This is a genomic window from Arthrobacter sp. GCM10027362 (assembly GCF_042679445.1).
GTDB lineage: Bacteria > Actinomycetota > Actinomycetes > Actinomycetales > Micrococcaceae > Crystallibacter.
Genome location: NZ_JBHTML010000010.1, coordinates 1 through 13,916, shown reverse-complemented (window position 1 = coordinate 13,916; position 13,916 = coordinate 1). Strand labels below are relative to the sequence as shown.

Genomic DNA, 13,916 nt, shown 5'->3' with positions numbered 1-13,916 from the left:
ACAGCTGCCCCAGCCATGCCGCCGATGATCGATCCGGAGGCCGCTGCCTCTTCCGCCGCCGCAGTCGACGAGGTACTTACGCACATGCGCAGTAGCGGCTGGCGGCTCATCCTGGTCGACAGCCCCCCGGGCGCCGGTAAGTCGACGCTCGTTGTCACCGTCGCTGACGTACGCACCCGCGAGCACGGCGATCAGGTGCCGATTATTACCCAAACCAACGACCAAGCCGACGACCTGGTGCGCAGCCTCGCAGCCCGCCTGGCCGGCACAGGCCGAACGGTCGGCCGGCTGCACGCTAGCAGAAGCGGCTACCGCCCGCCCGACGACCTGCAAGCGGACCCCGGAATCCGCTGCAGCAGCGACGTGGGCGCTCTCGCCGACTGCGCCGTACTGGTCGCGCCCATCAAGAAGTGGGCGTTCGTCACTGCGCACGCGCACTGGTCGTACGCGATCATCGACGAGGCGTACCAAGTGTCCAGTCACGAGCTGATGAGCGTCGGAGCGAAGTTTGACGCATTCGTGGCCGTCGGCGACCCCGGACAGTTATCCCCGTGGAGCAGCGGCGATGAGACGCTAGTGCGCGGCATAGACGCGAGCCCGCTGGACTGCGCCGCGAACACCCTGTACACGACCGTCGGAGACGCCACACGCTTGGTTACCCTGCCGGTGTCCTGGCGACTCACTCCCGCAGCTGTGGATGTCGTCAGTCCCGCTTTTTACCGCCAGCAGTTCAGCGCCGGCACCCTGCCCGGTGCCCGCCGGCTGAGGTTTAGCCGGCTCGGCGCCAACGACAGCATCGACGCGGCGCTTGGGCAGGCCAGCACCTCCGGATGGGCGCTGCTCGAGCTGCCCGAGGCGCACATGCCCCACCACGACCCCGGAGCGGTTGCGGCCATCACCTCGCTCGTCACCCGCGCGCTGAACGCGCATGGCCGCTGCACCGACGAGCAACGCGGTATCCACCCGCTCGAGCCGCACCGGATTGCCGTCGGCGTGGTCCACCGGGCGCAACGCAATGAGGTTCAGACCCTGCTGACCCGCGCCCTCGCCCCACTCGGGGTGCCAGCCGGCACGGTCGTGGTCGACACGGCCAATCGGCTGCAGGGACGCGAGTACGACCTGGTTATCGCCTGGCACCCGCTCTCAGGCCGGCGCGCCGCCGGAACTTTCCACATCGACGCCGGCCGCCTATGCGTGCTCCTCTCCCGGCACCGACAGGCATGCGTTGTCGTCACCCGAGGAGGCCTGCGCGAGCAGCTGAGCACGTACCCGCAGCCCGACAAGTTGTGGCTTGGCGAGCGGCACAACATCGACGGGTGGGAGGCAAACCTAACGGTCCTCGAAAAACTGGCGCCGCACCGCATCGCGGCCTGAAAGCGCATTACTGCTTTGCCAGCTGGGGGTCCAGCCCAGCGGCGGCGCCTTAAACCACCCTGTAGTCCCACCGTGTGCGTGCAATCCGCAAGTCCTTGCGAATAGCGGACGCCTCCTGGCGGCCGAGCTGCACGTCGCGGACGGCCAGGAACAGCTGCCGGGTATCGATCAGCGCACCGTTGGCGTCCGTGAGAAGCTCCAGATCAACGTCATTCGGGATGGCCTTGCGACGAGCTGTGGGATCAGTTCCCCGTTCGGTGTTGACGACGTGCCAGACAGTGGAGGGCTCGCTCCGCGTTTCCGCGATATAGGCGCGCATCGGCCTGCCGACGATCTGGTTTACATCATTGGTCTTCGCACCCTTCGAGTACCCCTTGATCTCCACGAGACAGATCCAGCCCTCTTCGTCCGGGTCCTTCACCCGGAGGTCTTCGAGCTTGGCCTTCGTGGTGGCGTCGTGATGATCGTCCATTTGCTGGACCGAGAACCCCAGCACGGCCAGGGCATCGTGGACGGCCTCTTCCAGTTCGTCCCCGTCGGCGGTGAGGAGCCGCTGGAGACCAACGGCGTCTTCCTTCAATGCCCTGTCCAAGGCATCCTGTGCGTCGCGTTCCTGCTGCTCGATCTGGGCGAGCAGTTCCGCTTTTCTCTCCTGCACCCGCCCCAACTCGCCGTGTATGGGTGCCGTCCGCGCCGTGGCCCAGGCGCGGGATGACGCCCAGTCAACGTCGCCGGGGAAGGTCTTCGGGTCGACTTCATGGAGATGTTGCAGAAACCAAGCAAGCCACGCCCGATACTCTGTGGCTTCTGCGGGGAGCGCCAGAACCAAAGCCGATCCTTCTGCTTCTTCTCTCTCCCACATGAGTGCATAAGGTGATTTCTCCGCACCCAGTTCGACCAGGGGAAACGCCCGGGATGCGCCGTCATCGGGAATCGTCCACGCGTACTTTTCTCCGACCGGGATGGTTGCCACGACCGTGCGCTCAAGCAACTTCCTCAGCTCGCCGTCGACGTCCGAGGGTATCGACGCCTCCATGGCCAGAGTCCGCTGGTTCCGAAAGACGTACTGTGGGGGAAGGACTGGTCGGAAGTCCTCGAGGAGGACCGGGTCGAGGACGTCTGCGCCAAAGGACAACACATGAACACTGGCGTCGCGCGTATATGCCGACGTCGACCGGGTGACAACGAGATCGTATTCGGTGTCATGTACCTCCTCGCCCTCCTTGACGGAGTGGGCAGTAGGAACAAGCGCTGCTAGCTCTTCGAAAATCTCCTCGGGTACGGCTTCGAAGAGGACACGGGGGCGGGGCTGCTGGTTGTAGATGGGCACCGGTTCACTCTAACGGCAGAGATATGTCCTCGTGGCCTTCGCGGACTTGAGATCCGCAAGAACGTGCCGCGTGCTATGCCGGATACTGCGGCTGTACGACGGCAGATGAGAAATGCAGGCCCATGTGCCTGGCGGTCCGGACGTTATTTCATGACTTCTGTCGCGGCCATGGAAAGCGGTTCCAGGCTCGGATCAAATCCGGTGACGCCAAAAAGCATCATGCTGTCCCGATCGGCCTGGTCTTTAACATTGTCAGTGAATCCTGAGGACGAAAAGATGACGCCTTGACGGGCGGACAAGGTGCACAGCGCTGCCAGTTTGAAGTATCTGTTCAGATCCATGCGCCGTGCTTGGTCATTGATGTAGACAAGATAGTGTTTGGCACCGTTCAGCGGTGCAGGACGAGGCATGGAAGAATCCAGGGTTGTTGCTTCGGCATTCGTGGGGTCAATTCCAGCGGCTTCCAGCCATCCATCCAGGCGGCTTCGTGCGTCCCTGCTATCCGGTACTTCATGTTTGGAAGGGGAGATTGGCGTTCGACTGTCTGGTGTAGATTCGCTGGCCCCGATTAGAGGAGAGGCGCTGCGGCTAATCTGCCTTGCTGCCTGCCATTGGCGGTCATGGGAAAGCGCACTGTCTAACGCAATCCCGGCCACCTCGGCCACTGTGATCCGAACCTGTTCGGCAACGTAGTTGGGGCTTTTGACGCCGACTATCTGGTTGTAGGTCATGTTGGCGCCCACAAGACCAATGGCGAAGCCTATGACGCCGACCCAGGCACCGCTCCCGCCCAGCTGTCCAGCCACTCCAAGAAGCACGCACCCGACAATTAGAACGAGACAGCCTGGTGATGCCTGGGGAACAGGTATCTGGTCTTTGTGTGATTGCGCCCAGCGCGCACATTCGGTGTGCAGCAGTTGTTTCCTAGTGGGCGATCCCACCGGGGCGACGGGACTGGCATGGTGACTGCGGGCTATTTCAACACCGGCCTGGCGAGCTGCGATTTTCAGCTCATCGGTGATTTTGAGTTTTGGCGTGTCGATGGGCATGGGAGTCCTTGTGTGAAGGGTTCGCAAACGTGAACGGATACGACGACCGGATGACTTCCCCTCAGATCCGGCGAATGTGCATGGTCTCGCTGTCAAAGGCGCATGAAATATTTTTGATCCGGGCGGACAGCGCATCGATCGCTGCCATGAGTTCTTTCGGGCGCAGTGAGAGGTCAATGGCGTGGCAGTGGATACGTATGTCCGTAGTGCGGATCTGATGGACGCATGGTTCTTCTTCGCCGCTGGCGTAGATCAGGTGTCCGTCGGATAGGCCATACCGGGTGCAGTAGGCCAGCATCTGGTACACGTCAGAGTTGGGGACACGGCTGTACTTCACGGACTTGTATTTGGCATCCATTACCGCGCGCACGCTGTTGTTCTCGGTCCAGACGATGTCCGGACGGAGGGCGATGCGGTTGCCGTGGTCCAGGAATTCTCCGCTCCGTTGCAGTTCGCCGGTTCCGCCGATGCGTTCCAAGGAGGTCTTGAGGGCGGTGGAGAGGAAGTCCTCGAAAATCTGCCACATGTCGAACAGGTAAGCGGTGGCGGTCACCGTGCCGGAGAGGTGTTCGACGGAGGCGTAGCGGAGGATCAGAGAGGCCAGCTCGAGGGCATTGAGGTAATGGGCGTTGAGTCTGGTGAAGCTGACATGTGGCAGGGGCGCGCCCGCCGGCACGGCGTCTACGTCGTCGAACCGGGTGAGCATCTGCCGGAGGCTGCTTCTGTCACCGTTGTCTAGGGACGGCATGGACAGGAGTGTCCGGGCGGCAGAGAGCAGAATCCTGTTCTCGGGAATGTTGGCGGTGTATTCGTCGACGATGATTTCCGCGGGCAGGGGGAGGCCGCCCCGCCGGGTGATCTGCGCGGTGATGTCCGGGCGTCCCCGGACAACAGGAGCGGACTCGTCGATTGTACGGTAGCCCCGGAGCAGTCCGCGGCTGATTGCCCGTGCGCTCTGGGTGAGGAACGCATGGGCGACGGCCGGCAGTAGGGAGCGGTCTTCGTCAACCTGAATATCGTGATCCAGCCAGAAACCCCGACGGAGGGCGTAGCCCATCATGAAGAACAGCCGACCCACGGGCACCTTCGGCTGGATCTCCACCTGGGTGTCTGCCACTCGTACGACGCCGACCTTGCGCACGGCTTCGATCCGCCACAGTCCGCCCGGTTGCGGTTTGAAGGTGGCGACATCCAGATCCGCCAGGGTCACGGCGACGTCGTAGGGCAGGGTGAGGAGTTCAGCCGGTTGGCTCTCCTGCAGAACGATGTGCTGCACGGTTAGGCGTTCTGCAGGTCCGGCTCCCCGGTTTCTCGCCGGGGCAGATCCGGTATCGCCTGACGGGCGAGGACGGAGCGCAGGGCGGGCAGACCGTAGCGCGTGGCCACCTGGACCCCTTGGCCGTAGTGGTGTTCTTCCAGCAGCGGCAGGATCTCATGCTCCCAGACCTGCTGCAGGGTCTGCTCATCCAGCCTGCCGTCTTTGGGCATGAGGTATGAAGGACCGATCCGGAAGTCCGGATCATCGATGAGTTTGTTGAGCTGCTGGAGCAGTGCCGCCGGTTCAGGACCGCTGTCGTTCGCGGCCAGCCAGCCAGGCAGGACCCGGGAGACGGGCTCGGAGTCGGGGTGAAGTTCCACAAATGCGAAGCGGCGGCGCATGGCCGCATCCATGAGGGCAATGGATCGGTCGGAGGTGTTCATGGTGCCAATGATGAACAGGTTCTCCGGCAGCTCGAACGGCTCCTCGCTGTATTGGAGGCTGATCTTGCGGTGGCGGTATTCCAGCAGGAAGTAGAGCTCGCCGAAGATTTTGGCCAGGTTGCCGCGGTTGATTTCATCGATGACCAGGACGTAGTTGTATTCCGGGTTGGCCAGTGCCTCGTTGACCATGCGGCGCAGCGGGCCGTCCTTCAGGTGGTAGCTCAGGTGCCCGTTCTGGTCCGTGATCGGCCGGTAGCCTTCGAAAAAGTCCTCGTAGCTGTAGCTGGGATGGAACTGGACGAGCTGGGTGTACTTTTCACCGCCTGTGACATGGTCTGCCATGGCCATCGCCAAAAAGGTCTTCCCGGTGCCGGGAGGACCGTAGAAGATGACCTGCCTGCGCCTCTCCAGCAGGTCCAGCTGCTTCTGCAGCCAGACAGTGTCCATAAAGACTTTCTGTGCCAGGCTGTGGGAGACTCCGGGGAAGGGCGCCCGGACGCGTTGTGGATCAGCAGGTTCTTCATCTTCCTCCGGGCCGGGGACAGGGCCGGGGGAAGTAGCGGCCAATGGACCACCTGATATGTCCCACTGTGACTTGTAGGGGTCTTCGTAGAAGTCTACGTGGGTGCCGGCTTTCTGCTGCAGTGCCAGGGAGATGTCAAAAAGGTCCCGGTCCACATCTCCATGGGATTGGGGGATCTCCCCGATGAAGGCGTCACGGATCTGCTGTTTTTTCTGGACGGAGAAAAAGTTGATGAACGAGTCCGGATGAACCAGATACATGGCCGCGTTGCGCTGGGTCGGGATGGAATTTCCGGGCACGGACAGCACGAATTCCTTCCAGGCCCACGGATCATCCAGCAGTTCCTCCTGATCCTCCGGCGTCCGCTCGAGCCACGATCCAAGAAGGTTCAGCAGGAAGACCACCGCCCAGTACTGGTCGTTGACCATCGTCCTGCCGGGTTTGGCCACTCCGGTGGCGAAGGCCTGGGCGATGGGTTCGGGCACCTGAACCGGGTGGTCCATGGCGTTCAGTGCGATCTCAACCCGGGCTTCCTTGGCGCGCTTTCCGATCGAGGTCTTGTGGATGGGCAGGAATTGCCAGGCGATCATTTCGGCCATGAGCAGTCGGGCGTCGTCGGAGACCTGCTGCATCTGGACCGGCAGCTTGTCCCGGAACTGCCTGTCCGATTCGTCGGGTGCATCGATGAAAGCCGTCTTCAGTTCCTCGAAGCATTCCCTGGTCCAGACCGTACGTCCGGGGGAGAAGACGGATTCTCCGTCACGCAGGCCGCGTTCGGTGAACAGTTGCGCCGCCTCGCGGATCAGGTCTTCATCCGGGCTGCGCGATACCAGGGTGCTGCGGAGCGCCTCGGCACGGTTTGCCTTCCGATTCCTGCGTTCGGCGTCCAGTACGCGGCGGAGGGCTCTTCTAAGTTCCCCGGGATCGGAAAACTCTTCGAGGGCGGCGACACCGGCATCGGTGATCCGCCAGGTCCCGTTGTTCTTAGTAATCCAGCCTGCCGTTACGAGGCCGCTGCTGTCGAAGGAAAAATTCTTGTCGCCGCGCGGCGTATTTCCGGCCAGCACGACCGACTCATGATCGTTGAAGGGCACGAGTTCACGGACCCGGGCAAAGATCCCGCTGCGGCCGTCGACATTGCCGATGCCGTCCCGGTGCTCCCGGAGCAACTGCAATGCTGCCCGGATCCGCGCAGCGGCATTTTCACTCGTTGCAGCTGTCCGTGACACGTGTTTCTCCTATTCTTATGCCCTGACTAACCTCTTCGGTGCCCGAGCAACATGGGTTGTGTAGCAGCGACGCCCACATCGCCGCAGGGAATAGCCCGCCCCGACAGGGGCACGCCGGCCTAGCTTGCGGTGGTGCCGGCACCGTGCGCCTAGCTGTGAAGCAGACGCGCTTTCTGGGCGGCAAATTCATCCTCGGTGAGAATTCCCGAGTCCCTGAGTGACGCGAGTTTCGCCAGTTCGTCCGCAACACTGGTTGGGCGTGTTTCAGGCATGGCGTTCTCGTCGGCTCCTGGTCGGCCCGCATCACTGATCACGCCATGGAGTTCCTGGCGTTTGTCTTCCTCCGCCCGCTTGATCAGCGCCGTGATCTTGGCATGCAGGAATCGTGCGTTTTCGTCCGCGGCCTTGTAGAGGCTGCTGTCGCGCGCGGCAGGAACCTCCAGCAGACGAATATCATGCGTCGGAACGGACCCGTCGACCACAATCCGAAGCTCCACGCGCTTGACCTCTTCAACCGTGTAGGGCTTGGCCTTCGGCCCGCCCGTAATCAGCGGCAACGGAGACGCGGTCATGAAGCTTACAGCCGCCTTGGCCGCCTGTTTGCCGCGGCCTGATTTCAACACCGACTGGCCGTTCTCATGTACCTCGACGGAGATAATTTTGGCCGCATCGAACATGCGGTGAGAGTCCGAGCCGACCGGGGAAATGAGCAGCTTGCCGCGTTTCTCATCGATGGCCACCCAGTGCGTGCCCGCCTGGCGCTTCACGCTGGCCGTGAAGTCCTTGAGTTTGGACGTCTGCGCAGCGAACTTTTCCCTGTTCTTTTTGGCCTTGGCACTCTGTGAAAAGAGCCAGGCTACGAAGATTCCTCCAAAAACGATAATGAGCAGCCAACCGTTGGCAGTGTCATTCATGTTTCCCCCAACTAGATCCGGCAGGACGTTCCCTGCGCCATCAGGATTATAGGAGGCGAGGCGGTGAAGTATGCCGAAGGCGCGTTGGAAAGAAGCCCGTTTTCTCGTCTGTTTCAGACACGACCGAACACTGCCCAGCCACGCTGGCACCGGGCCATATGATGAGTGGAGCCATTCACACCAGCTCAGTCCTTTGAGGAAAAATTGAAGAGAACAGCCCTAGCCGCCCTGGCCGCAACCGCACTCTTGGTCACGGGATGCTCACCGCAGCCGTCAGCCGCACCCACGTTGGACGTGGAACCGGCGGCACCTGCCGAAACCCCGACACCGCCAGGGCCGGCGCTGAACGAGCGCGGCCAGATCATCAAGAAGATTGGGGAGACAGGCGGCTGGTCCTCAGAGGACGGCAAGACCGATGACCTGATTTTTAAGGTCACCTCCATTAAGCCAATCGACTGCGGAGACCAGGCGCCCAAGCCCAACGGGATGACGATCGCCGTCGCATTGGAAGTCAAGACGTCCGCTGATTTCGTTGGCCCGCTCACTGTCGACGGACAGCCAGGATTCATCAGCTTCACCCCTGACAACTGGAAGGGCTACGCGTCCAACGGGACCCGGATGAACAAGATCAACACCGAGGTGACCATCAATTGCTTCGCTCACGAGGCCAAGGAATTGCCGGACTACATCGGCAAAGGTGAAAAGGCTTCCGGAATCATCATCTTGGACGTAACAACGCCCAAGGGAGAAGTGGCGTACGAATCCAACGGTGCCTCTTGGGTATGGAAGTACCCCGGCAAAAAGCCTGCAACAGTCTGAAATGAACGACAGGCACCAGCCAGAGTCACCTCGTTCATTGATGGGGCGGACTAACTGTATAGCGACGAGTACTGTTCGGAGATGACTGGCGTGAATGAACTCGATCAGGCGCTGCAGCGCCATCACGAAGCGGAGCAGGCCACTATGGAAGCGGCCTACCGATCAGCCGCCCTTATGGCCGACTTCAAGGACCGCATGGGCCGACTGGGAATTGCTCCCATCCCGATTGGCTACTACGAAGACCTTGGAGCCACGGGGCTACTCGCGCACCGCCGATCCGCGTCCTTTCAACAGAAAGAGACAGGATGGGTGCTGCCTCGGAAACTTGACGGCATGTCGCCACTATAAGCGGGCGCCTGTTCAAGGGTCCCAAGCTGTATGTCATGCGGCCGGGGCAGAAGAAGACCGACGGCGACCCGTACGTCAGCTTCTACTTTCCACCGAAAAACGGCTTCGCCTTCTGCTTCAACCACACTAATTCGGCTTGGTCGGCTCACTATTCCTGGACTTTCAAGGAAGTTCCCGACGCGGCTCGATACGTCGCTGACATGGCAGCGACCCTCGCCATGTACGGCGCGTAGAGAGCTCGTGCAGGAAACCTGCCGATCTCATCAAGGCCGGGCGACCTCCCTTGGGTGCAATATGTCGCCCTGGGCTCAACCCTTGACCTTCTCTAGGGTTGGCATGACTTGGGTCTCGGTCTGTGGGGGATTGGCTGCCGGACTCATTTTCGGTGGGGGGCTATCTGGGATTTTGTCGACACACCTGAGCTAACATCACCGATTTGCGGGCCGCAATCAGGACCGCGGTACATCCCGAGGGTAATGCCGTGTGGGTATTAGGTCTCGGGCAGAACCAGCTTCAAACCGGGGAGGCGAAATGAGTAGTGACGCTCCACAGTGGTCGGCACGTGACAACAGTCGGGATACCGGAAGGTTCCCTCTTGCTGTCGAGGGCTATCCGATGCGCCGTGTGGAGGAACTGCTGCCCGGGGTGACGACGGTGACCCCGCATGCGCGTTACTACTCGTTGCACGCATACGTGGCAACCGTGCTGTCCGCACGCGACGACCTGGCTCCGGTGGACACCTTGCGACGCTGCGAAGTCGTATTTGCCGCGGTTTCAATCCTCCACGCCCGCCGTTTCCCCGACGAGCACCGCGGCATGGCACAGGCCCACGGCCAGGACATTATTTCGGCCTCGATGAGCGATGGCGAACTGAATGTCGCCAAGCTTGCCGCCGCCCGCTCTTATGCTCAGGCGAAGCGGGGATTCCTCGGACCCTACCTGGCAAGCGAACGGCTGCTCGGGCTGGTCACGCCAGGCGGCGAACTGTTGCATCCGGGGCCAAACGCTGACGCACGACGCTTGGAATCCGCGTTCGAGGGTCTTCTCGACCTCGCCCTCAAGGACTCCATCCCTTGCGACGTGCTCGAGGACTACTCGAGCCTTTGCCTGTGCGGCCGGGATGCACGGGAACGCGGCTGGTTGCGGTCGCTCATGTTTCCCAACCAGCTTATGGGTGAGGCTGCCCCCCCGTAGCCGGCGGTCACAGACGGCCCTCATGCTGTGCCGTCTCATAGAGATGTATGAGCCGGGCAACTTATCCATTGAGCTGAGTCGAAAGCTCATCGCGGACCAACAAACCGACACCGACGATCAATTGCGCAGGTTGGAGATTGTCCCTGCATGGCGGGGAGTGGTCCTGAGACGCTGGTACACCTGGGCATGGCGGGACCTCTGGCGCTGGCTCGTCAATGACCAAATGACTGGAGCCGTGCCACTCGTTCGGTTGCAGAATGCACTGTCGGACCAACTGCCGGACCAGAAGCTCTCAAGCTTTCGACAAGACCTTCCGCCAGGGACGGTTGGAGACGGGCTGGTCGACGCCGAGTACGATCCGGCACTGGACTCGTTGGGAACTGGAGCGAAAAACCTCGCCTGGATCATCATCGGAGCCGACCGTGTCGGCCGGCTCTCCGAGCACGTGGGCCCGTACTTCGAAAGCAACGAACGTGAACGGCGAAACTTCGAACTGACCCCCACATGGATGAAGGACTTCATCGACCGGCGGAACGATCATTCGGTACGTGATGTCGCCGTCGAGCTCACGGACGTGCTCCTGGCCCGGTCTCAACGCGTCGCCCTGAGTAAATCAACCTTCACGAACGGACGATGGCGGGTTCCGACGAGACTGAGCGTGCGGGACGGCTACGCCTTCCGGGAAACCAATGAAGGAGGGGGACCGGTGTCACTGCGCTGGGATCAACTCACCCAGGTCATGTGCGGCCTCGGCATGGTGAAGCGTGTGCGTGCTGACTCAGCGAACGCAACCGACCGATGGACGCTCGCGCAGAACGGCCACGACCTTTGAGCACGGCGGCTACCCCCCTGAACGTGCAGACGCTATTCCGTACATTGGAGGCAAGCGGGGACTGGGATGTCGAAGAAGCGCTGTTTCTGACATTCAACGCTGACGTGGCGTTCCTCGAGCGCGGCATCCTGGGCCTGTGCCGGTCCATGGGGGCACGGGTGACGGTCATCGCGGATGCCGGAATATGGCACCCCGACCCGCTCACCATGAAGGGTGCCGGCACCGAATACCTCGTTGGCCTCGCGGCGCATCGTGGCGCCTTCCACCCGAAACTAGCCCTCCTGGTTGGAAAGGACCGGGTTTTGGCCCTGGTCGGGTCGGGCAATCTCACGATGGGAGGGTGGCAGCACAACTCCGAATTGTGGAGTGTCCTCCGCGCCGAAGACGGGCACGCGCCACAGGCCCTGTTCGCACTAGCCGGATGGCTCGAACTATTGCCCCGTACCGTGCGTCTCGCCTCTGACCATGCTGACGCGCTGAACCGGGTCGCAGCCCGGCTCCGCGCCACGCTCGGACACTTCTTCCCGGTTGACGACGGAGTACAGCTGATCACCAACCTAGACCAATCTGTCCTATCGCAGCTGCCCGCGGGGCCAGTCGACGAGCTAACCCTGTGCGCACCGTTCATCGACGACCACGCAAGCGCGGTTCGTGCGTTGGTGGAACACTTCCCAACCCCAAAGTTCACCCTCGTGGTCCAGCCCGGACTAACCGTGGTCGAACCCCACGCGCTGGCAACGGTTCTCAGCGGCCAGAAGGGCCTGACCATAGTGGCCGACAACTCGCGGCGATACCGCCACGCGAAATTGGTCGAATGGCGTCGCGGACCACACCGCCAGGCCCTGACCGGGAGCGCAAATCTGTCGGCCGCCGCCATGCTCAACACGGTAGGGCGCGGCGGCAACGTCGAACTCGGGATCCTCACAACCATTGACGAACCGTTGTGGCCCGATCCTCAGCTCGACCCCGGTCAATGCGTACGTCTGGAGAACATCACAGATGTTCCAGCGGTACGAATCGGGTCACGGGAGTCAGAGAGCGCAGAATCCACTCTGCCCCAGCTCCTAAGCGCGGCGCTGTCCGGAAATGAGTTAGGGGTCGAGCTGGCCTATCCGGTCCCGTTCTCCGTGGAGGTCCACTACACCAATAACCCACTCAATGAGGCGTGGACACCGATAGGGACAATCAGCGCCGGGCATACCAGCGCAACCTTTCCAGCGGGCGGCGTACGGGACAGTGCGCTGCTGCGGCTGAATTGGATGGTCAGTGACCGCGCGCTTCCCGCGATCGGCCCGACCGTGCCTGCTTCCGTGCCGGAACGGCTCCGCATACGCCCGACGGCGGGGCGCGCAGGCGGCGGCATACGGATCAGAACGCGCGATGACCTTCTTGGTGACGATCTGCGCTATCTCGACGCATTCGCAGTCCAGCTCTCCCAAATCCACGAAGACGTCGCCGCGCTGAGAAACCCGTCGACCCGACCCGACCGCAAGAGCTCTGCGCCGGTCGATGCACGCGACAGGGTAAGATTTGGCAAGGTCATCCTCTCAGGCGGGCAGGTGGCGGGAGTCCGGGCGACCGACACCGAAACCAGCCAGCAGTGCTCCATCCGAGCGCGCGACGTCGCTACCGCCATCGGACCATGGACAGGCCACCTTGGCCCCGGGACGCCCAACACACCGATAAAAGTACGTCCGTCGAAGGGCGTTCATATCCTGTTCCCGAAATATGTCATTGACATCGAAACGGGGCTGCTGGCCCGCACCAGGACAGGCCTGCTGTTCGTCGTTCCGTGGAGGGCTACTGGCTGGTGGGCGATACAGACATTGAGTGGGGCGCGGAACTTGATCATGTCATGGCCAATCGCGCTGATGTCACTGCACTTCTGGAGCGGCACAACAGTTAGCTAAGAACCCCGGTCAATGCGGACCGGATCCTCGGCGTCTTCGCCGGGCTGCGCCCTCTCATGGCGGCTCCAGATGCAGCTACCGTAAAGCTCAGCCGTGAGCATGCCATCGCCTCGCCGACGCCCGGTATGTCCCTATCGTCCGGGGAAGTACACGACGTATCGCGTGCTGACAGCGCAACTCGTGGACGCTGCGGTCGAAGATCTGATGTTCCCGAACGTAGCGGGTTCATCTACCGGCACCATTCCGCTGGTCGGCACAGACGGCTTCGCGCAGCATTGGCGCGATCGCAAACAGGGCGCCGATGAGCGCGGGCTGACTGTGGCAGTGTTTGGCCTCTGCTCCGACACTACGGCAGCTGCGTCCAGCAGCCACCTGCCACATTAAGGCGCGGCTTCGAGTTCCTCCCAGGAATACCCGAACATGTAATCCTCATCCTTACGGGACTGCCCCCGGTTCGGTTGACTCCTGACTGGTGAGGATTCATTCCTTGCAGGAAGGATGTTCCTGTGCCCAAGCCCTACCCTGCCGAGTTCCGGCGCGACGTCGTCGCGGTCGCCCGGAAGCACGGGGCCCCGCCGGCGCAGATCGCCAAGGACCTCGGCATCTCCGAGGCGGTCCTGCATACCTGGCGAGGAAGGCCGACATCGAGGACGGCGTCGTGCCGGGGACGACGGAGAAGGAAGCGGCCAAACT

General features: G+C 62.0%; 12 protein-coding genes. 7 read left to right on the top strand and 5 right to left on the bottom strand.

Features of this window, described 5'->3' with window-relative positions:
• Window positions 1–15 precede the first annotated feature (15 nt).
• Window positions 16–1,374, top strand: coding sequence for an AAA family ATPase (locus ACFQ36_RS03465; protein ID WP_377010662.1), 1,359 nt, complete (start codon window positions 16–18; stop codon window positions 1,372–1,374).
• 49 nt (window positions 1,375–1,423) lie between these two features.
• Here the strand turns inward: ACFQ36_RS03465 and ACFQ36_RS03460 are convergent, their stop codons facing one another.
• The 5 genes from ACFQ36_RS03460 to ACFQ36_RS03440 all read right to left on the bottom strand — a co-directional run bounded on the left by ACFQ36_RS03460 (window position 1,424) and on the right by ACFQ36_RS03440 (window position 8,120).
• Complete coding sequence (locus ACFQ36_RS03460) at window positions 1,424–2,704, bottom strand: hypothetical protein (protein WP_377010660.1); 1,281 nt, start codon at window positions 2,702–2,704, stop codon at window positions 1,424–1,426.
• A 143-nt stretch (window positions 2,705–2,847) separates the two neighbouring features.
• Window positions 2,848–3,753: a hypothetical protein gene (locus tag ACFQ36_RS03455; protein WP_377010658.1), complete on the bottom strand. Its 906-nt coding sequence runs from the start codon at window positions 3,751–3,753 to the stop codon at window positions 2,848–2,850.
• 61 nt (window positions 3,754–3,814) lie between these two features.
• Window positions 3,815–5,029 (bottom strand): McrC family protein, encoded by a 1,215-nt coding sequence (locus ACFQ36_RS03450; RefSeq protein ID WP_377010656.1) that lies wholly within the window; start codon window positions 5,027–5,029, stop codon window positions 3,815–3,817.
• Window positions 5,030–5,031: 2 nt separating this feature from the next.
• Window positions 5,032–7,206, bottom strand: a complete 2,175-nt coding sequence (locus ACFQ36_RS03445; protein WP_377010654.1) for an AAA family ATPase — start codon at window positions 7,204–7,206, stop codon at window positions 5,032–5,034.
• Between the two features lie 149 nt (window positions 7,207–7,355).
• Window positions 7,356–8,120 carry an SHOCT domain-containing protein gene (locus tag ACFQ36_RS03440; protein WP_377010652.1) on the bottom strand — a complete coding sequence of 255 codons (765 nt, stop codon included), beginning with the start codon at window positions 8,118–8,120 and terminating at the stop codon, window positions 7,356–7,358.
• A 204-nt stretch (window positions 8,121–8,324) separates the two neighbouring features.
• On the opposite strand from ACFQ36_RS03440, the gene ACFQ36_RS03435 reads away from it, so the two are divergent.
• From ACFQ36_RS03435 to ACFQ36_RS03410, 6 genes are all read left to right on the top strand, one after another.
• Window positions 8,325–8,939 carry a hypothetical protein gene (locus ACFQ36_RS03435; RefSeq protein WP_377010650.1) on the top strand — a complete coding sequence of 205 codons (615 nt, stop codon included), beginning with the start codon at window positions 8,325–8,327 and terminating at the stop codon, window positions 8,937–8,939.
• Window positions 8,940–9,029: 90 nt separating this feature from the next.
• Entirely contained in the window at window positions 9,030–9,287 is a 258-nt protein-coding gene (locus tag ACFQ36_RS03430; protein ID WP_377010648.1) for a hypothetical protein, read from the top strand.
• 615 nt (window positions 9,288–9,902) lie between these two features.
• Window positions 9,903–10,481 carry a hypothetical protein gene (locus ACFQ36_RS03425; RefSeq protein WP_377010646.1) on the top strand — a complete coding sequence of 193 codons (579 nt, stop codon included), beginning with the start codon at window positions 9,903–9,905 and terminating at the stop codon, window positions 10,479–10,481.
• A 22-nt stretch (window positions 10,482–10,503) separates the two neighbouring features.
• Window positions 10,504–11,313 (top strand): hypothetical protein, encoded by an 810-nt coding sequence (locus ACFQ36_RS03420; RefSeq protein ID WP_377010643.1) that lies wholly within the window; start codon window positions 10,504–10,506, stop codon window positions 11,311–11,313.
• Window positions 11,310–13,223 (top strand): hypothetical protein, encoded by a 1,914-nt coding sequence (locus ACFQ36_RS03415; RefSeq protein WP_377010641.1) that lies wholly within the window; start codon window positions 11,310–11,312, stop codon window positions 13,221–13,223. Before ACFQ36_RS03420 ends, ACFQ36_RS03415 begins: the two co-directional genes overlap by 4 nt.
• Window positions 13,224–13,729: 506 nt before the next feature.
• Window positions 13,730–13,916, top strand: a 187-nt coding sequence (locus ACFQ36_RS03410) for a transposase (RefSeq protein ID WP_377010639.1), incomplete at its 3' end; no start/stop codon positions are given.

What these genes read in the sequence shown, in the direction of transcription:
- ACFQ36_RS03455 (WP_377010658.1), bottom strand. Translation starts at nt 3,753, where the DNA reads ATGCCCATCGACACGCCAAAACTCAAAATCACCGATGAGCTGAAAATC.
- ACFQ36_RS03420 (WP_377010643.1), top strand. Translation starts at nt 10,504, where the DNA reads ATGCTGTGCCGTCTCATAGAGATGTATGAGCCGGGCAACTTATCCATT.
- ACFQ36_RS03425 (WP_377010646.1), top strand. Translation starts at nt 9,903, where the DNA reads ATGCGCCGTGTGGAGGAACTGCTGCCCGGGGTGACGACGGTGACCCCG.
- ACFQ36_RS03465 (WP_377010662.1), top strand. Translation starts at nt 16, where the DNA reads ATGCCGCCGATGATCGATCCGGAGGCCGCTGCCTCTTCCGCCGCCGCA.
- ACFQ36_RS03440 (WP_377010652.1), bottom strand. Translation starts at nt 8,120, where the DNA reads ATGAATGACACTGCCAACGGTTGGCTGCTCATTATCGTTTTTGGAGGA.